Raw genomic sequence first — 16110 nt, forward strand, 5'->3', positions numbered from 1 at the left:
GGCACACTAGAATGCGCGCATGATGAATAAGCTGGCCGCTGCCGGATTTGCCGCCCTCGCCGCCGTCGCGATCACCGGATGCGGAAACGAAGAAGACGGCCCAGGAATCCCCGTACTAAGCGGCCAAGACGCCAGCATTGTGGCCCAAGCTGACTGCGGCGAAGACGGTGTTGCCAATGTCCGCGTCCAGTACGGCGACATCGACGACACAACACTCATCGGCCGCAACCCGACCACACTCGGAATCGGCCAAGGATCACCGAACTTCGACCACCACTACGGGATTTCGGAAGGCTACAAGAACCTTTCGTTCACCATCACAACGTCACCCACCAAGGGAACGTGCGTGACAACCTTGACCGACCGGGAAACCGGCGACGTACTAGCCACCCGCGAATCCGCTGGGACAGTCAAGCTTGAGGCGATAATGGCTGGTTAGCCACGCAGTTCCGCTGCGATAGCTCGGGCACGATCTTCCGACGCCTGGACGGTCGCGACCGCCACGTCATCAACCTCGGCCGAGTCCTTCTTGGGGCCGTACTCCATCGGACCCCAATCCTCAGGAACCTCATCGAGTGATCTGGTGGCGGTCAGCCACCTGGTGACACTCGAAATCGAAGCAATCTCCGCGAGCATCAACACCTCAGGGCGGCCCCAAAACGCCTGATCAGGAAATGCCTCCCGAACGTAGGCCGACTCAGGAGGAAGATGATTCACGATCGCACGGAGATCCGACCACGAGAACTCGTAAGTACCGAGATCCCGCAGCCGCAACCCCCGGTCAATCAGGTCAGCCTCAATGGCCTCCCCGTACTCGCCTAAGAGTCGGTGGAGGCGTCGGATTCCCCCACGGGAATTTCCTCCACCTCTTCACCGCCTCCGGTTAGCGCCTCGTAAATCTCAGCCGCCAACCCTGGGCTAATCGAATCCCAAATGCGCTTGTACTCATCCTCAGTGCAGAACCCCTGAAGCCATCGAATCGTGAAGTGGTGGGCCGCGGTCGGAAGTTCCGCAACATCATGCGGTGCCTTGCCGCGCTTCCCCTTCTCTTCCCACTTAACGATCTCGTCAATCTTCTTCGACGCATCAAGGAACCAGTCGTCGTACTCCTGAACGCGAGGCCGAGGCATCCAGTTTAGTAGTGGAACAGTGACCTCGATGACATCGCCGCCGTCTTCCAGGTCGATCGGCAGGGTTACGAGGTGATCGTCAGATCGGCCGAGTTTGATTACTTTCGCCATTTTGGTCAGGAGCCTTTCAAAAGTTTTGGGGTTTGGTGCGGTCAGGAGTGGAACCCGGCCCAGCGGGGGTTCAGCACGGCATCGCCGTGCGGCTCCTGACCAAGGGTGCGAACACCCGCTGGGCCAGGCTTGTTGCCGAACTAGGCGACAGAGACAGTTCCGCCAGTGCCAGCCGCAGACACAACACTCACCGGAACAGTGAACGATGCAGTCAACGGACCACCCGAACTACCAGTCACAGTGACGTTGCCCGCACCGACAGTCGACAGACCTTCCAACGCAGTCTTGAGCGCAGCCGCAGTCATAGTCGACAGCGACGAAGTGGTCTGACCATCGACAGTCACCGTGTAGTCAGTGACACCCGAACCAATCGTGAAGACCTTCACAATCGGGCCAGACATCGTGATCTCGCCGTCATCGAGGAACGTACGGAACAAACGGCCCGCATCATCCTTCGACGCCTTCAACGTCACCTCCACGCCGGAAGCATCCTGCGACTCCAACTTGAACTCGGCGACGTCCGAGACGCGGCCCAGTTCGATCGTGTCGAACCGCAGCTTTCCGCCCGAGCGGGTCGTGAACAAGAAGCCCTGAATCGGGAGTTGCTCGCCAGTGTGGTTGATCTCGGTCTGGTTGCCGTGGACGCCATTAGCTGGCGTCGAGATGACGTTCTGCGCCCCATGAAGCAACGCAAGGACCGTCTCTTTGTCTACGTCAAGCATCTTGAACTTGAACTCGCCCGAGTACTTCGACTGGAACGTGATGTAGTCGTTTCCGTCGAAGTCAGGGACGGTCTGAGACTCACGAGTCTCACCGATCGAGAGACCATCCTGAGCCAGAGTTCCCAGGTCGCCAGCCTTGATTGCCGGATCAATCGGAAGTGCCGCCGACGTCGGCAGGGCGGTGCCTGCCGGGACGACATAGGCGACGCCGCCCTCGACTGACTTTGCCACGAACGTATGTTGCAGTGCCATGAGTAATTGCCCCTTCTAGGCAGAATGGTCAGGAGCCGAAGAAGAGTTATTTAGTTGTGGGGGTCTAACCAGCGACCAAGATGCCGACTGTTGCGGTGAATTGAAACCGCGCATGCGTTTCGCGGTCCGGGTCATCGAGCTCAGCTATCGGGCCGCCCGTGAAGTACTGGATTCCGTTCGGTGTCGATTCCAGGACGGTGTAGGCCAGTAGTGCATCAGCCTCGGCCTGTGATGAATCCCGACCTCCCGCTTCTGTTGATGCGAAACATTCGACGAGAACGAATGCCCTGTCGATTGCGTAATCTTTCGGGCCGCCGATACGCGAGAATCGGATGAACCGCTTCGGCCAAGTTCCAGTAGGTGCGCGCGACCGGATGACCACGCCCGGGAAGTGCGTCCTCAACGTCCCGATACCGACCGTGATCACCGACTTCGGCACAATCAACGGCGCAGTCACGACGAACCACCCAGGACTCGAGCCAGAGTGTTATGCCGCGCGTTGTCAATCTGAGCACGCGCATCCGCCGTAACCACCGACGCACGCCAACGACCCTGAGGCCGCCGCAAACCCTGCCGACTGCCGGTCGCATACGTGCCCTTGCCGATCGAATTCGCCTCAGCAGCCATCGCCTCAGCCTTCGACTCAACAAGCGCAACAACACCCGGCAACGAACGGACCTCGTAAAACGCATCCTTATTGAACACAACCTTCACCCGGACACCGCCTTCAAATGGACGACCCCGCCCGGATTCCAACCGAACGGATTGTGATCGAAATGCTCCGGACCGCCAATGACCTCAAACTCGACACCATCAAGCACCATCCGGTCACGCGCCGAAGCCACAAAACCAGGCGGCACCAACAGCTCGACCTCAACAATCTCGCGATCATGGCCCGCCAACTTCGGCTCCGACGACTGAGGCGCACCCCAGCCGTAAACCTTCTTGCCGACCTCAGGCAGCCACGTCTCGACCGGGTTACCGTGCGCATCCTCACCAGCAGCATCGAACACCTTGTGCCCAACGGTGAACCGCAACGGGAATGACGCCCTCACCATGTCCGGAAACTCGCAGCCATCCGAGCAGACCCACCACACACCGACCGAAGAATGCGCTTATCATCCTTCGTCAGCCACGGCGAACCCGACTGCGACCCCTCAGTGAAAGTCCCCGACCGCGAATACGTTCCAGCATTCTGCGAAAACTGATCCAGATGCGCCGGAAACTCCGAAACATCCGAATCCTCAATAACCCGCTTGACCATCCGCGACACCACCAACACCACATCCGGCTGAACCGGATCCGTCGGCGCACACCGCATCCAAGCCCGCACCGATGCCGACGCCTCATCAAGAAGCGCCAGCACCAGTGCAGCCTCGTCAGTCGTCAGCGGCCTCCCGAGACGTGTTGCCACGTCGTCGGGGCTTGCTAATGCCACCACTGGACGACTCCTTCACGGTGAGGTGATCGCCGACCGTCACGCCTTCGGGCACCACGTCGCCAGCAGCGAGAGTGTGCCCATCGACGTAGACGACGCCAACGAGATCGGGACGAATGTGCATCAGGCCAGTACCGTCGCAACCATCGACGCGACAGGGTTCACCAGAACCGGCAACGCGATCGCATTGCTGTGAACCCACAAGCCGATCGGATCGTTGGTCTTGTAGGTGCCGACCGCGATCCCGGGCTGATCGGATGCGCCGAGGCCGTAGTTCGGCTCCTGCGACTCCAGGGTCGGACCGTAGAACGTTGCGCCGAGCTCGTTGCTGCCGGTGTTGGGGTCGACAGCCTCGGGCAGGAGGAACACCTTCTTGTCTGAGGTGGTGCGGACGCCCTTGACCTTGCGGTCGTAGACCACGACAGTCGGCAGTCCGTAGCCGGTCATGACGGCGTTGAGGCCTTCGATCGACACGGGTGCGTCGACGGTCGACGCCGAGCCGCGGACGAGCGACTGAATCGCCGGGTCCTTGAGCATCGCCGACAAGACCTTGCGGGACACGACGAGTGAGCCGGGGGCTGCGCCTTCGTTGCCGTCGGCGTACACCTCCGACCACAGCATCAGGTCATTGAGAATCTTGACTCCCGATGCCGCATCCCACAGGGTGGCTGCGGTGACAGTGTTGCCAGCGGGACGACCGAACGAAGGGGTCTGAACCAGGCCGTTTTCGTTGATGCTCAGGGCACCGGTTTCGATGGCCTGGCCGCGAGCAATCTCAAGACGATCCGAGATGCCACGCACGATACGAATCGTCGCCTTCTCGACGCCTCCGAGAGCGATTGCTGCGCCGTCACCACCGCGAGCCCGAAGCTGATCGTATTCTCCGACACGCTCCTTTAAGCCGAGTGGCATCAGCTCGAACACCTTGCGTTCAGCCTGGCCGCCGCCACCGATCGGGGTTTCCGAATCGAAGCTGCGGAACTGTGCGAGAGTACCGGCACCGTCCGAGCCGACGACCGTGCGAACCACGACGTCGTTGACGGCAGTGTTGGGGAGCCATCGAGCGAGGGTGCCCTGCTTGGCTTCAACGTCAGCCTGGGCCGCGCGTGCGAAACCCGACAGTTCTGCGGGGGTGATGGTCTCGGTGTAGAGGGTCGCCATGATCAGGCCTCCAGGAGGAACTGGCCCGAGGTCGTCGCGGTTGCGGCGACCGTGGAGGGCAGCTTGGACAGGATGATGCGGCCATGCCACACGCCGGGTGCGGACACGTTGCCGCGGGCGGCGTCGACCGGCTGATCGGTGAAGATGAAGCCCGCAAGGATTTCACTACCGTCAGACTTTCCGGCGTCATAGGGGACGGCGAGACCGGCCTTCATGGCGTACGGCTCACCGGACTTGATGCGACCATCGGCGACCTTGCCCGACCATGCGGCCGGTGCGAGGGTGATGGTCTTTGCGACGTCGGTGCCGTGGCGCGAACCAAGCCAGGACTGGTCGCCTGCACCGAAAGACTCAGTGCGCGGGGCAAGCTGGGTCATCGTTGATCACACTCCTTCGTGTGCTCATTTCAGTGCAGACGACTTTCGCCTGCACCAGGGTTAAGAACTGTGCGACTGCTTGTAGCGGTCGCGGCCAGCAGCGAGTGATCCGCCGCGGCCTTGCGACGGATTCCCCTGCTGGGGATTGGGGGCCGGACCCGACTTGATGTGCGGGGCCAGTTTGTCGATCTGCGCGGTGATCTCTTCTTCGGTTGTCCCGGTGATGAGTTCCGCAATTTCGGGCGGCAGCTTTCCGGCAGTTAGTCGCGTGCGGAGTGCCGACACTTCGGCAATCTCGCGGGCTTCCTTCTCGGCATTCAACTGCTTCTCGAGTTCGGCGAGCCGCGTTGTTACTTCGTCACCGCCACCTTCGGGAGCCTTCGCGGGCTCCTTAGGTGTTTCCTTCGACGCGGGCGCTGCTGCTTTCGCTGCGGCGAGTTGCGCCTTCAGGTCTTTGACGGTTGCGCGTTCAGCATCGAGAGCCCGTTTCCCCGCATCGCCGAGATGCTGGTCGCCAGCCTCGGGAGTTGGTGCGGGATCGGGGTTTGGTGCGGGAGTTCCGCCGCCTTCGCCGCCTTCAATGAAGCGCAAACGCATCTGCTGCTTCGACATAGGTTGTGCTCCATCCCCTCCGTCGCGGAGAGTTTTGGTTCACCCGTTAGCGCCGGGTGTGCGCCTTCGCCCATCGCGGACGGAAGTCTTCTAGTGCGTCGGATTCATCAACCGGGCGATAACCTTCGGGTCACCGGACTCCTTCGCCGCAGCCTTGTAGTCGTCATTCCACTTCTCGACATACGCTGGCGGCTCATATGACTGACCGGGACGAATGGCCGTCGCAAAGCAATGACAATGGTCGTGATAACGATTGCCGTCACCGCCCGCAGCAGACTCAGATGAATAGAATGTCGCGGCGTCCCCAACATGGCGGGTCGCGATCATTCGGCACCATCCACAGGCGTTAGCTGACGCGTGCCGCGCCCACTTCGCACCGCGCTCTGCCGACACGTTCGTCATCACTGTCTCGCGCAGACCATCAAACAGAGCCCGAGTTGCGGCACCCTGCAACAGAGTCACCGCAGCGTCACCACTCCCGACTGCCAACGCCCACGACGCCGAACCCTCCAACCGCCCAACAGTCGGCAAATCGCCAACCTTCGGGCGATACTTCGACGTCGACGGCTGCGAGGCATACCACTCAGCACCCAACTCAGCAGCCGAAGCCGCATACGGAGTCACAATCCCCGGATACGCCGACACAATCATCGACCGAAACTCATCCGAAGAAACACTGCCCGAGATGGTGCGCCAAAACTTCGCGACATCATCACCAAGACGACGCCCCAACTCATCCAGGAGCGCCCGAATCTCAAACGGGGTCACTTAGCCCTCAAGCTTCGCGGCATCGACTTCAGGGACACGCAACGACACCGGAACATCACCAGTGAACTTGATCCCATCCAGCCCGAGACGACGAGCAGCATCAGCAGGATCCACACCCGCACGAATAAACACACCCAACGCATCAGCCTTAGCCTTCAGCGCGTTCGCCTCATCAACCGCCGTAGTCGAACCATCCGCCGCATCCGGGGTCGCGCCAATCTTGTCGATCAACGCACCAACCGTCGCCTGACGCCGCTCATCCTCCAAAATCGTCTGATCCTGCGGAGACAAACCGATCCGATCCGCAGTCACCTTCGACCGCGGATCCAACACGCCAACACTGATCAGCTTCGTCGTCTCATCAGCCGTCGCCGCCCGCGTCGGAGTACCAGCATCACGCCACCGCGTACCAGTAGCCGCAAACCGCACCGGATCAAACTCGCCCTGCATCATCAACGCCAACTTCGCGACTTCCATCCACCCGACATCAAACGACGCCTGACGACGCTCCACCCGCTTCACCAAACGAATCTCATGCTGACGAATCGAGTCACCCGAAGACTGCGACGTCCCATTACCAAAACCGAGATACTCGATCGGGATACCCGACTCGGCCGAAACCAAGCGCGCATACAACTCAACCTGCTCGATATACGGCGTCGGTGGCGCGGGACGAAACTCATGAAGCTTCGGCTCCACACGCTCTTCCGTCTCCGGGTCAATCTGCGGCGGCACCACATTCATCTGACCAGACGTCGAAGACCACTTCGCCGCGGCCTTCGCCTGCTCCGACATCCCAGCATCAAGACCAAACACTTCAGGATCGACATTGAGCATCGTGTACTTCGGAGACGTGTAGAACTCACGATTGACCTCAAGGCCCGACAAGGTACGCATCCCAGCGGCAGTGTTGTACTCGACTCCGCGCGTGATCTCCGACCGGCCACGCAAATCCGACGCGCGATCACGATTCAACATCCGCGCCACCGGAACACGCCCTAGTTTGTGGACATCCCGCGACACCACAGCCAGACGGCCACCAGCAGCCTTCTCAAACCGAATCGTCTCATCCGGCAAATACAAGGTCTCCATGATGACCACACCAGACTCATCACGCGTCTGCGACAACGCCGACGACGCACGCCGAGAACGGTAATCCCACTCAACCGTGCACGACTCCGTAGACTCCGCCATCACAATCACCGACGGCTCACCCGCAGCCACATCACCAGCACCGACCGAGACGAACCCGACGCCATAAATCAGCGCATCCAAATGCGACCGGCCCGACTCGACGCTCAGGTTATTGGCCCGGTAAATGCGGCCCAACTCTTCCGCGTACGCGCCGACCCACTCCATGAAGTCCAGGCGCTCTTCGGTCGCGTCAACAATCGTTCCGGGCCAGCCCATCACCGCCGCGATCTGCTCAGGCAGACCGGCAGGAGTACTGATACCCAAGTCCTTCGGATCCTGCTTCGCCTCATACCAGCGAGACTTATCCTCATTCTTCGCCGCAACCTTCAACAACCGGGCACGCAACAACCCAACCGAATCAGTCTCAGACTTCGAGAGAGTGAGAGACGGCAGCGCAATCGCAGGAGTAGTCATCACACCGCCTTCCGCACACGTTTCGTAGTCGCAGCCCTATTCCGGACCTTCGGAGAGTTCAAGGCGATCCTTCGCCCAAGTCGGGCACCAACCATGCACACCGCAAGGTCAACAAGCTTCTTCGAATCACGAGTCACCTTCCCCAACGTCGCGCCCCACTGATTCGGCCGACGCTTCGCGTTATGGGTATGTACTCGCAAGGTCGCGTCACCGTCATGCAGCAACGTCCCCTCGATATCGATCGCACGCTGCGTCAGTTCCGCCATCTCCGTGAACGCACGGTTCCGGTCCACGCCACCACGCTTCGAGATCCGCATATCGAACAGCACCGAATGACCACCGGCACCCGGTGTCGCCCATAAGGGCAACTTCGATCGGAAGTCCTGGTGCCAACGGTCGATCATCTCGGCCCAGTACAAGGCCTCGGTCTCGTCCTCGCGGGCAGGCGACGGGTCAACACCGAACCAAACGACCCGGTACCGGTCCATCGCCATCCGCACCTCGGCATCAACCTCATTGCGCGGGGCTAGCCAGTCCTTGCCGCGCTCACCGTGCGGCTTCTGCCACACACCAAGCACCGTCACGAACCCATCCGACAATCGGCACGCAACCAGTCCGGTCGCATCCTCCGACTTCGAACAGTCCAGGAACATCGCAATCTGCTCACCATCAGCGAGCGACAAGGAAGCATTCGACAGGTCATCGAACTTGCGGGGATCAATCCACGCATCCTCGGCCGCAGCCAAGCCGTTCAGGTAGAAGCGAATCGAATCAGCTACTGCGGTCCGCGGATCCAGAATCTCATCCGACAACCGCTCAAGGTCGGCCCATGGAGCGTCCTGGTAGGCCTGCTCCAACGCGCGGGCCCGCTGAACGTCATCAACTAGGTTTGTCGCAGGGTTCGCCTCGATCGAGTCATACAAGATGTCGCGGCGCTTAGCTTTCCCGGAAACCTGTAACTGCCACGCCTCGTACGTCCGCTCAGCTTCCGAATCTTGACCCTGCTGATGGGCGTTCGTCATCTCGCAAATCCGGGCCTGCAACGTCGCAGGAGACTTGCCGACATTGCGTCGAGCCACCGCCGCCACCCGATGCCCACCAGATGTCTCAGTCATGTGATGGGACTCGTTCAGCAGAATGAACGTCGCCGGATCACCCTCGGATGACTTCTCCGACGCCGTAAGTACCTCAAGTCGGCCACCCTGCTTCAGGATCGTCCGAGTCTCACCACAGTCGATGCCGTAAAACTCTCGAGCCTCCGCGCCGAACAGGGCGTTCGCGATCCGCAAAGTGTCCTTCGCCTGATCCTCCGAGTTCGCCGCAATCTGAACCATAGGCATCAAATGCCGCTGACCAGACCAAGACTGCGAATCCTCATCGAAGAACAACTGCGAAGGGCCAGCCAACTCGATGTCACAGAGGGCGGCACCGAACGGATCCTTACCCGTACCCTTCGCGCCACGCTTCACACCAGACCGGTAAACAAACCGGCCCCGATCATTGAACGCGTACCACATGATCAGGAACCGCTTCTGTCCCGGCGTGAACCGCCACGGACGACCAGTCAAGTAGTCGGTAAGCCCCGGCTCATCAGTGCGCCACTCAGCCCAATCGATCAGACCAGGACCGAGAGATGACGACAAAATCTGCATTTTCTCGTCCGGATCTGACGGCCAAGGTAACGACACCCAAGCGCCGAGACCATCCAGCCGATACCCAGGTGGAAGCTCAGAGGTCGCGGTAATCGGCAAGGCTCGTCACCTCAGCATCAACCGGACCATCATCAACCCGATCGACATACCGGATACGCAGACCACGACGAAACTCCGATGTCGTACCCAAAACCTTCTCCCGGTTCCGCAACTCCGTCTGAGCCGAAGCAATCCCGCAAAACGCAGCATCAGCGACAACCGCCGTCGACAGCGCGAACATCCAATCCGACTCAGCCCACAACCGACAATGAGGCATCGTCGAAACAACATCCCACCAAGCCCTCGTCATCGACTGAAGAGCAACCTTCTCCTGGCCCTCACGAGTAACGATCACACGCGTCGACGGAAGCTCAGGACGCTCACCCGAGAACGGGACATCAACAACCTCAACCCACTCCACATCCGACTTCACCCGATTCCGCTTCTGATCAGAAGGACGAGGCTGACGACCAGCAACAGCCACAGCAACCACCTCCAATACGCGCGGGACGAAGGGTTTGGGATTCATACAGACGGCCGACCACTAAGCCATACGGGGGTGGGTGGGTTCGGGCATTTGCCCTATGCCCCCAGGGTGTCTGGATTTTCGGGGGTCGGGGTTGCTAGGTGAGGCCGGGGTGTGGTTCGGGTGGCCGTTTGGCGAGTGCTGCGCGTCGTGCGCGGCCTCGCGTGGCTTCTGCTTGGGTTTTTGGTGTGTGGCATGGGGTGCAGAGCCATTGGGCGTTGTCGATGGTGTTGGGTCCACCTTCTGCTGCGGGGATGCGGTGGTCGAGCCAGAGTCGGCATCCTGTTGCGCCGCAGTTGTTGCACCGTTTTGGTAGTTCGCGTTCGGCTTGTTTTTTGACGTGTGTGGGGAATCCGCCGTGGTATCTTCCGCCGCGGTTCCAGTTGTTCATTGTGTTTCTGGTTCGCGTGTGGCTGAGCATCCGTGCGGCTTGCAGTCGCCGTGCCGCCAGAGCTCGCATCGTTGGCACCAGCGGCCCATGCCTGGGTCGGTGTCGTCGTCGTCGAAGATGTCGAAGTGGTCGGGCTTCACTCGATGGCTCCGAGTAGGTGGAGCCAGTCGGCTTGGGTGTTGGTCATGTGGTGCTGGATGGCGTGGGCGATGGCTGCAGTGAGGGCCGCGTCGACGTCCCCGCAGTCCCCGATGTAGTGCTGACCTTGGTCGTGCGGGCAGTCAGTCATCGGCTTCCACCGTGAGTTCGGCGGGCTTCCAGATCTTGAGGTCGATGCTGGTTCGCTCAACGTCCATGCCGTCGGAGGTGAGCACATACTCTCCGTTGGCGTCCATGGTGAAGATGGTGCGGACGTGGATGTACGGGTCACCAACCTCGGGCGTCACGTAGTCGACTCCATCGACGTCTACGATGCATCGACCCTCCGCGTCCGTGAGGTTCGGGTTTTCGAGTACGGCTGCGAGCGCCCACTCGTATGCATGGTGACCGCGAACGCAGGGCTCGGTCGTTACCTTGCCAGCCGCGAGCGGTTCTAGGTGGACGTAAGCCGTGCCGTGTTCAAGCGTCATCGCCATTCTCCTGTGGTTCGAAGTGCCAGCCGCCGAGGTGGGTGCATGGTCCTGCGTGCCCGCTGATGCCGATGCACCAGACTTTCCACCGGAAGCCGTCAGCGTCGATGTGGGGCAGGTATCCGGTGCAGGCTCCTGCGCGGGGCAGGCTTGGTCCTGGCTTGGGTGTGGTCACGGCAGCGGAGGTAGGACGTTGCGGCCCCAGTCGCGGGGGATGATGCGTTTGATCGCGGGCGGCAGGTAGTCGCGGACCGGTGTCGGGACGTAGTGGTCGGTAATGATGGGTGCGGTCGGGACTACTTCGCGGGCGAGTGGTTCGAGGATTTGCCGTGGCGTGGGTGGCGCCCATGGGATTGGCGTCTCGGGGATCGGTTGCGCGGATGGTGGCAGGTCGTGTTGTCCGGGCGTCTTGTTGACGTCGTTGTTGCTGTAGCCGTGTGCGCCGCCGACGAGGTATCCGATGCCTGCGTTGATGGCGTGTCCCGGGTTGGTGAGGGGGTTGCCGATGTTGCAGATGGCGTCGTCGTCGCGGCACGTCGATGCGGTGGGGATGGTCGAGTGTGGTCGCGGTCCGGTGTGCGTGAAGCCGGGGATGAATGAGGGCAGCACGCTCATGGCCCCGTTGTGTGCGCGCGGGTCGGAGATGAGCACGGCGCGGGTGTTGCGCCGCATGGTTGGGTCGTTGGCCCACTTGTCGCGGACGTTGCCAGCGACCAGTGCTCCGAGGCTTTGACCCTGGACGACAATGGTCGAGTCGGGGCATCGGGCACGGAATGATCGGGCGGCGCGGTCGAGGTTGCGTTCACCTTCGCGCGCGCTGTCGTTGCCACCGACAGGGCCGACGGGAGCCAGTGACGCCGAGTAGTGCACGCGGGCGACGGGTCCGCTAATGCCAGGCACGTGCCGTGCGCCGGGATCGCCTACGCCACCGACTGCGAAGGTCATCTGCTCGGGGCAGGTGTCTGCGTTCGCGGTCGCTGGGTCGCAGGAGACTGCGAGGGTTGCGAGCATGAGGGCAGCGGGCACAACTGTGAGACGACGCATGACGCACCGGCTTTCGTGTGGAGGGTCGAGCGGGTTACTGCGGGTCGAGCGAGAGGCGCACAGTGATGTCGATGCGGAGGTGTTGGAGGACGTCTGCTGTGATGGCGTGTGCGAGGGGTCGGACGGCTTCGGCGATCTGGTCGGTCAGCCAATCGCGGAGGGAAGTCATCCGCAGTTTTCGACGCCGCATGGTCGTGGGTCGTTCTCGTGCGCGTCGCGAAGATGTTGGGGTAGGTCGTCGTACTTGACCTCGCCGCGTCGGAGTTGCCCAACCGTGAAGTCGATGTCGCCGACCAGTAGCGAGTCGCGTGATGTGATTCGTCCGGCCATGTGAGTGCGCCGCATTGCGTCGAGCATGTTCACCTCTTCTTCGTTCATCGGGAGACCAGCGCGAACGGGTCGATGCGGTCAGGCCAGGCTCGGAGTAGGTGCCCTGCGGTGGCGATGACTGCGGCGTGAACGGCGATGTTTGCGGCTGGGTGTACGGCACGCGCACGATCCGCACCACGACTCAACAGCAGGTCGGGGTTAGTGCGGAGTGCGAACACTTCCCACGCGGTGATAGCGGCGATGAGGCCGATCCAACCGTGCGCTGCGGTCATCGCGTGCACCTCCCGAGCGAAGTTGGTGGTCTCGAACGTCACCTTGCGCGGCGTCGAGTCGAGACCGTTCCCCCGACCGGCAGCACGCCGCTCCCCCGAAAGAGATGAGGGGATCATGGCGACGGCTTAACCCCGTATGAGCAGGGGGTAGGAACCGGGTGTGGGACGTTGACCCCGCGTGTGCACATTGGGGGTTCGCTGCACGCGGGTGGCCGCCAACGAAAGGGCGGCGAAGGTTTCCGATGATGGGCGGGCGCTCGACCGCGCACACAACCCTGGTCCGGAAACGCAAAAAGCGACGGGCCCCGTAGGGACACCATCGCTTTCAGCGTCAGCATATCACGAACGCTGTCCGTAAGACTTCCTCTTCGGATACTTCTCGTGAGCATCCAGAACATCCCCCAGCAGGAACCGGGCCTCGGGCTTCACCTTCTTCCCATCCGGCCCGGTGAGCCATTCCTGATCCAACACCGCGATAGGCTCAATCTTCTTGGCCGCGACGAGACGCCAGACACGCTGCCGATTAAGCCCGTGCCCGCGCTCCCCAATCCGCTTAGCGAGCGTCGCTATCCCTGTCGCTGTCATCGCGCGCTTGTTGGCCTCGTCGACCTGCGCCTGCGTGAACTCCATTCGATCCTCATGCGCCATAACCCGACGTGCTTTGTCGATGACCCGGCAGAGTCCGTCGAACGTCTCCCCCGCGTCCGGCATCATCGACAGCGCGAACCGGTAGCGGATCAGCCACTTCGAGCAACCCGAGAGTGAATCCCCTGAGTCGTAGTCGATGCCTCGTGAGTCCATGACGTGACGGACTGCGCCAACGAGTTCGGCTTTGAGCTCGTCGAGCATGGCGTCGATGTGCAGCGGGTACGGCGGACGCGATCCGGGCTTGCCGTGACGCGATCCGTCCGGCTTTGGTGTCGCTCCGCCCGTGAGTGCGATTGCCATCTCGCGCTCGAGGTCGGGTATGTGGCCCAGCTTTTCTCCGAGGTAGTCGACCTCGGCTCTCGTCAGAAAACCGTCGGTACTCATGATTCCCCCTCATGGTCGGATTCGATGCAGTGGTCGGCGTGGTCGAGCGCGGCGGTCACGCAGTCATCCCAGTCGGCGTTGATGAGGGTGGTTCCGCACGCGCACTGCCACCGGCACGACGTCGACACCTGGGCTGCGATGCGCGCGCGAGGCGAGAGGGAACGTGCTGGTCGCTGCTGGTGGTAGAGGTCGCGCGGGGGCTGGTGCCAACGGTTGCTCATACTGCACCGCCCTCGGGAGTCCAGAGGACGAGAAAGGCGTCGCTGGTCGGCCCGCCATTCCACACCGGGACCCACATCTTGTCGCGGTCCATGACCATCAGGCATTCGCCAGATCGAATGGCCGATCCGGCGGGGAGCGCGTCGAGTTCTTCGGCGGTCCGCACAGTGCGTGCTTCCCGCCACGTCGCGGCAACGTGCGCGCGGTGGGCATCCCGGATGGTAGATAGCAGTGTTCGACTGTCGTATTCGAATTCCTGCCCGCATCCGCAGGCTCCGAAGGTGTACTCGTGCGCGGCGAGGTGCTGTTCGAGGGTGGTCACAATGCTTCTCCTGGGTCGATGAGGGCCGCGATGGTGCGGTAGATGAGTGCGAGGTCGGCGCGCTGGTTGGTGTTCAGGTGGTCGACGGCGACGACGGCGAGAGCTTGCCCGTTGCGGTCACGTCCGATGAGGCCCCCGTTTGGGCCGGGGGCAACGGAGATGTTCATCTGTGGTCCTCCTGGGCGTATCGGTCGGCTAACTCTTGGTCGGCGTCGGTGATGTGGCAGTTCGGCCCACACGCGGGCGGCGGCGGTGCAGTCTGGTCGCACACGAAGCAGTAGGTGGCTGGGATGATCGCGATTTCGATGCGCGGATTCTCCCGATCCACTGGCCCGATCTCGGTAGTCCCCCGGCGCACGATCGCCGATGTGTCGTCGGCGATGATTCCGGCCTTCACCAAGGCGTCCTGGGCGGCTTTCATGAACGGATTCAGGCTGTCGTGGTCGCGTGCTGTTCGGGTGGGTGGGTACTGGGTGACCCGAATTGCGATTGGTTCGCTCTGGCGGGCGACTGGGCGGGCGGAAAGCGCTGCCCTCACTTGCCAGTGCATCGTCTTGATCGCCTCAGACTGCTTCGACCAATGCCACCGACGCTGCTCGTTGCTCGTCATAGCGGGCTTACGGCACGGGATCGTCAGGATGTGCGGGGTACTCATGCGGTGCCTTTCTCGCGGTCATCGAAAACGGCGCGCAAGGCTGCGATGCCGCGTTGATTTCGTTCAAACTCGTCAGGGTCGTGGTTGCAGACGCGGCGGTTCAGGTAGCCGCGGTCGTCGCACATGTGGCAGGCGTCGATCGCGGCCCGCTCAACGTCGGCTTGGGTGGCGCGCTGTTCCCGCTCGGCTTCGATACGTGCCCGCTTCTGCTCGGCCTGCCACGCTTCGTGATTGCGTCTGGCTTGGGCGCAGTGTCCGCACGCCGGCGGATTCGGATTGTCAGCGTGAATCTGGCATCGATCGAGGGGCTGCGAGGTCGCGCGTGCTGGGTCAGCACCTACCCTCCCAACTTCTTTAATAAGGTCGGGTCGGGTCGGGTCGGGTCGGGAAACCGTGGACGGACTATTTTGTCCCCGGTCTACAGACCTAACCTGTCCACCGTGGACAGTCTCCGATTCGTGCTGGTCCTCGGCTTTTTGGTCCTTCAGTTCACGCCACCTTGCCTTCTTATTGCGTTCGCGTTCGCGATTTTTCAGAACCGTGTTTTTTGTCGGTTGTGATCCAATCCAGTCGTGAAACGCAAACGTTTCGCTCCCATATTGCTCGCCAATCGAACGCCACAAGCCCGCATCAATAAGCCCATCAACCTGAGCTTTGGTGCCCCCGAGTGCCCGAATCTGACGCCATGAAATAACCCCATCAGTGAGGTGCCGAGCGCAGTACGCGCCCGCAGTCACCCACAATCCGCGCGCAGACATCGGGACACCCACAAGCTTCGGATGGTCATAGAAGCCGTCATCAACCTTGAACCAAGTCACGG

At 61.6% G+C, this 16110-nt stretch carries 29 protein-coding genes; 1 reads left to right on the top strand and 28 read right to left on the bottom strand.

All coding sequences use genetic code 11. From position 1 onward, the window contains the following. The first annotated feature begins 19 nt into the window (after nt 1–19). Nucleotides 20–439: a hypothetical protein gene (locus WBA38_RS04075; protein ID WP_424322127.1), complete on the top strand. Its 420-nt coding sequence runs from the start codon at nt 20–22 to the stop codon at nt 437–439. Here the strand turns inward: WBA38_RS04075 and WBA38_RS04080 are convergent. The 28 genes from WBA38_RS04080 to WBA38_RS04215 form a co-directional block, all read right to left on the bottom strand. Further along, nucleotides 436–717, bottom strand: a complete 282-nt coding sequence (locus tag WBA38_RS04080; RefSeq protein WP_424322128.1) for a hypothetical protein — start codon at nt 715–717, stop codon at nt 436–438. The two genes, WBA38_RS04075 and WBA38_RS04080, sit on opposite strands and share 4 nt — an antisense overlap. A 101-nt stretch (nt 718–818) precedes the next feature. Then, nucleotides 819–1241 carry a hypothetical protein gene (locus WBA38_RS04085; protein WP_424322129.1) on the bottom strand — a complete coding sequence of 141 codons (423 nt, stop codon included), beginning with the start codon at nt 1239–1241 and terminating at the stop codon, nt 819–821. Nucleotides 1242–1381: 140 nt separating this feature from the next. After that, complete coding sequence (locus WBA38_RS04090; protein ID WP_424322130.1) at nt 1382–2194, bottom strand: hypothetical protein; 813 nt, start codon at nt 2192–2194, stop codon at nt 1382–1384. An 85-nt stretch (nt 2195–2279) separates the two neighbouring features. Next, the gene (locus tag WBA38_RS04095; protein WP_424322131.1) at nt 2280–2672 is read right to left on the bottom strand and encodes a hypothetical protein; all 393 of its coding nucleotides are present in this window, start codon (nt 2670–2672) and stop codon (nt 2280–2282) included. Next, nucleotides 2669–2929: a hypothetical protein gene (locus tag WBA38_RS04100; protein WP_424322132.1), complete on the bottom strand. Its 261-nt coding sequence runs from the start codon at nt 2927–2929 to the stop codon at nt 2669–2671. Before WBA38_RS04100 ends, WBA38_RS04095 begins: the two co-directional genes overlap by 4 nt. Next, a complete protein-coding gene (locus WBA38_RS04105; protein ID WP_424322133.1) occupies nt 2926–3273 on the bottom strand; it encodes a hypothetical protein in 348 nt (115 codons plus the stop codon). Before WBA38_RS04105 ends, WBA38_RS04100 begins: the two co-directional genes overlap by 4 nt. Continuing rightward, nucleotides 3267–3629 (bottom strand): hypothetical protein, encoded by a 363-nt coding sequence (locus WBA38_RS04110; RefSeq protein ID WP_424322134.1) that lies wholly within the window; start codon nt 3627–3629, stop codon nt 3267–3269. Before WBA38_RS04110 ends, WBA38_RS04105 begins: the two co-directional genes overlap by 7 nt. Next, nucleotides 3595–3777 (bottom strand): hypothetical protein, encoded by a 183-nt coding sequence (locus WBA38_RS04115; protein ID WP_424322135.1) that lies wholly within the window; start codon nt 3775–3777, stop codon nt 3595–3597. The genes WBA38_RS04110 and WBA38_RS04115 overlap by 35 nt, the downstream gene beginning before the upstream one ends. Then, a complete protein-coding gene (locus WBA38_RS04120) occupies nt 3777–4814 on the bottom strand; it encodes a major capsid protein (RefSeq protein WP_424322136.1) in 1038 nt (345 codons plus the stop codon). The genes WBA38_RS04115 and WBA38_RS04120 overlap by 1 nt, the downstream gene beginning before the upstream one ends. A 2-nt stretch (nt 4815–4816) precedes the next feature. After that, complete coding sequence (locus tag WBA38_RS04125) at nt 4817–5191, bottom strand: potassium transporter (RefSeq protein WP_424322137.1); 375 nt, start codon at nt 5189–5191, stop codon at nt 4817–4819. Nucleotides 5192–5251: 60 nt separating this feature from the next. Next, a complete protein-coding gene (locus WBA38_RS04130) occupies nt 5252–5803 on the bottom strand; it encodes a hypothetical protein (protein ID WP_424322138.1) in 552 nt (183 codons plus the stop codon). Between the two features lie 90 nt (nt 5804–5893). Then, complete coding sequence (locus WBA38_RS04135) at nt 5894–6571, bottom strand: hypothetical protein (protein ID WP_424322139.1); 678 nt, start codon at nt 6569–6571, stop codon at nt 5894–5896. Further along, on the bottom strand, nt 6572–8179 hold the full coding sequence (locus tag WBA38_RS04140) for a phage portal protein (protein ID WP_424322140.1): 1608 nt from the start codon (nt 8177–8179) through the stop codon (nt 6572–6574). Then, nucleotides 8179–9831: a terminase gene (locus WBA38_RS04145; RefSeq protein ID WP_424322141.1), complete on the bottom strand. Its 1653-nt coding sequence runs from the start codon at nt 9829–9831 to the stop codon at nt 8179–8181. The genes WBA38_RS04140 and WBA38_RS04145 overlap by 1 nt, the downstream gene beginning before the upstream one ends. A gap of 76 nt (nt 9832–9907) precedes the next feature. After that, nucleotides 9908–10354, bottom strand: coding sequence for a hypothetical protein (locus tag WBA38_RS04150; protein ID WP_424322142.1), 447 nt, complete (start codon nt 10352–10354; stop codon nt 9908–9910). A gap of 139 nt (nt 10355–10493) precedes the next feature. Next, on the bottom strand, nt 10494–10856 hold the full coding sequence (locus WBA38_RS04155) for an HNH endonuclease (protein ID WP_424322216.1): 363 nt from the start codon (nt 10854–10856) through the stop codon (nt 10494–10496). Between the two features lie 67 nt (nt 10857–10923). Then, nucleotides 10924–11076 carry a hypothetical protein gene (locus WBA38_RS04160; protein ID WP_424322143.1) on the bottom strand — a complete coding sequence of 51 codons (153 nt, stop codon included), beginning with the start codon at nt 11074–11076 and terminating at the stop codon, nt 10924–10926. Further along, entirely contained in the window at nt 11069–11416 is a 348-nt protein-coding gene (locus WBA38_RS04165) for a hypothetical protein (protein ID WP_424322144.1), read from the bottom strand. Before WBA38_RS04165 ends, WBA38_RS04160 begins: the two co-directional genes overlap by 8 nt. A gap of 171 nt (nt 11417–11587) precedes the next feature. Continuing rightward, the gene (locus tag WBA38_RS04170; RefSeq protein ID WP_424322145.1) at nt 11588–12460 is read right to left on the bottom strand and encodes a cutinase family protein; all 873 of its coding nucleotides are present in this window, start codon (nt 12458–12460) and stop codon (nt 11588–11590) included. A gap of 34 nt (nt 12461–12494) precedes the next feature. Next, on the bottom strand, nt 12495–12629 hold the full coding sequence (locus WBA38_RS04175; protein WP_424322146.1) for a hypothetical protein: 135 nt from the start codon (nt 12627–12629) through the stop codon (nt 12495–12497). Then, nucleotides 12626–12838, bottom strand: a complete 213-nt coding sequence (locus WBA38_RS04180) for a hypothetical protein (protein ID WP_424322147.1) — start codon at nt 12836–12838, stop codon at nt 12626–12628. The genes WBA38_RS04175 and WBA38_RS04180 overlap by 4 nt, the downstream gene beginning before the upstream one ends. Further along, the gene (locus WBA38_RS04185) at nt 12835–13179 is read right to left on the bottom strand and encodes a DUF7427 family protein (RefSeq protein ID WP_424322148.1); all 345 of its coding nucleotides are present in this window, start codon (nt 13177–13179) and stop codon (nt 12835–12837) included. The genes WBA38_RS04180 and WBA38_RS04185 overlap by 4 nt, the downstream gene beginning before the upstream one ends. A gap of 222 nt (nt 13180–13401) precedes the next feature. After that, the gene (locus WBA38_RS04190; protein WP_424322149.1) at nt 13402–14094 is read right to left on the bottom strand and encodes a hypothetical protein; all 693 of its coding nucleotides are present in this window, start codon (nt 14092–14094) and stop codon (nt 13402–13404) included. Then, the gene (locus WBA38_RS04195; RefSeq protein WP_424322150.1) at nt 14091–14315 is read right to left on the bottom strand and encodes a hypothetical protein; all 225 of its coding nucleotides are present in this window, start codon (nt 14313–14315) and stop codon (nt 14091–14093) included. Before WBA38_RS04195 ends, WBA38_RS04190 begins: the two co-directional genes overlap by 4 nt. Then, nucleotides 14312–14635, bottom strand: a complete 324-nt coding sequence (locus WBA38_RS04200; protein ID WP_424322151.1) for a hypothetical protein — start codon at nt 14633–14635, stop codon at nt 14312–14314. The genes WBA38_RS04195 and WBA38_RS04200 overlap by 4 nt, the downstream gene beginning before the upstream one ends. Further along, nucleotides 14632–14802 carry a hypothetical protein gene (locus WBA38_RS04205; protein WP_424322152.1) on the bottom strand — a complete coding sequence of 57 codons (171 nt, stop codon included), beginning with the start codon at nt 14800–14802 and terminating at the stop codon, nt 14632–14634. Before WBA38_RS04205 ends, WBA38_RS04200 begins: the two co-directional genes overlap by 4 nt. Beyond that, nucleotides 14799–15290, bottom strand: a complete 492-nt coding sequence (locus tag WBA38_RS04210; protein WP_424322153.1) for a hypothetical protein — start codon at nt 15288–15290, stop codon at nt 14799–14801. The genes WBA38_RS04205 and WBA38_RS04210 overlap by 4 nt, the downstream gene beginning before the upstream one ends. Next, on the bottom strand, nt 15287–16108 hold the full coding sequence (locus WBA38_RS04215) for a hypothetical protein (RefSeq protein WP_424322154.1): 822 nt from the start codon (nt 16106–16108) through the stop codon (nt 15287–15289). The genes WBA38_RS04210 and WBA38_RS04215 overlap by 4 nt, the downstream gene beginning before the upstream one ends. Nucleotides 16109–16110 lie beyond the last annotated feature (2 nt).

Origin of the sequence: Gordonia sp. (in: high G+C Gram-positive bacteria) (genome assembly GCF_049647785.1) — a bacterium.
Lineage (GTDB): Bacteria > Actinomycetota > Actinomycetes > Mycobacteriales > Mycobacteriaceae > Gordonia.

Coding starts and splice junctions, on each gene's coding strand:
- WBA38_RS04075 (WP_424322127.1), top strand. CDS start 20: ATGATGAATAAGCTGGCCGCTGCCGGATTTGCCGCCCTCGCCGCCGTC.
- WBA38_RS04085 (WP_424322129.1), bottom strand. CDS start 1,241: ATGGCGAAAGTAATCAAACTCGGCCGATCTGACGATCACCTCGTAACC.
- WBA38_RS04105 (WP_424322133.1), bottom strand. CDS start 3,273: ATGGTGAGGGCGTCATTCCCGTTGCGGTTCACCGTTGGGCACAAGGTG.
- WBA38_RS04115 (WP_424322135.1), bottom strand. CDS start 3,777: ATGCACATTCGTCCCGATCTCGTTGGCGTCGTCTACGTCGATGGGCAC.
- WBA38_RS04120 (WP_424322136.1), bottom strand. CDS start 4,814: ATGGCGACCCTCTACACCGAGACCATCACCCCCGCAGAACTGTCGGGT.
- WBA38_RS04125 (WP_424322137.1), bottom strand. CDS start 5,191: ATGACCCAGCTTGCCCCGCGCACTGAGTCTTTCGGTGCAGGCGACCAG.
- WBA38_RS04130 (WP_424322138.1), bottom strand. CDS start 5,803: ATGTCGAAGCAGCAGATGCGTTTGCGCTTCATTGAAGGCGGCGAAGGC.
- WBA38_RS04140 (WP_424322140.1), bottom strand. CDS start 8,179: ATGACTACTCCTGCGATTGCGCTGCCGTCTCTCACTCTCTCGAAGTCT.
- WBA38_RS04145 (WP_424322141.1), bottom strand. CDS start 9,831: ATGCAGATTTTGTCGTCATCTCTCGGTCCTGGTCTGATCGATTGGGCT.
- WBA38_RS04155 (WP_424322216.1), bottom strand. CDS start 10,856: ATGCGAGCTCTGGCGGCACGGCGACTGCAAGCCGCACGGATGCTCAGC.
- WBA38_RS04160 (WP_424322143.1), bottom strand. CDS start 11,076: ATGACTGACTGCCCGCACGACCAAGGTCAGCACTACATCGGGGACTGC.
- WBA38_RS04165 (WP_424322144.1), bottom strand. CDS start 11,416: ATGACGCTTGAACACGGCACGGCTTACGTCCACCTAGAACCGCTCGCG.
- WBA38_RS04170 (WP_424322145.1), bottom strand. CDS start 12,460: ATGCGTCGTCTCACAGTTGTGCCCGCTGCCCTCATGCTCGCAACCCTC.
- WBA38_RS04175 (WP_424322146.1), bottom strand. CDS start 12,629: ATGACTTCCCTCCGCGATTGGCTGACCGACCAGATCGCCGAAGCCGTC.
- WBA38_RS04180 (WP_424322147.1), bottom strand. CDS start 12,838: ATGAACGAAGAAGAGGTGAACATGCTCGACGCAATGCGGCGCACTCAC.
- WBA38_RS04185 (WP_424322148.1), bottom strand. CDS start 13,179: ATGATCCCCTCATCTCTTTCGGGGGAGCGGCGTGCTGCCGGTCGGGGG.
- WBA38_RS04190 (WP_424322149.1), bottom strand. CDS start 14,094: ATGAGTACCGACGGTTTTCTGACGAGAGCCGAGGTCGACTACCTCGGA.
- WBA38_RS04195 (WP_424322150.1), bottom strand. CDS start 14,315: ATGAGCAACCGTTGGCACCAGCCCCCGCGCGACCTCTACCACCAGCAG.
- WBA38_RS04205 (WP_424322152.1), bottom strand. CDS start 14,802: ATGAACATCTCCGTTGCCCCCGGCCCAAACGGGGGCCTCATCGGACGT.
- WBA38_RS04210 (WP_424322153.1), bottom strand. CDS start 15,290: ATGAGTACCCCGCACATCCTGACGATCCCGTGCCGTAAGCCCGCTATG.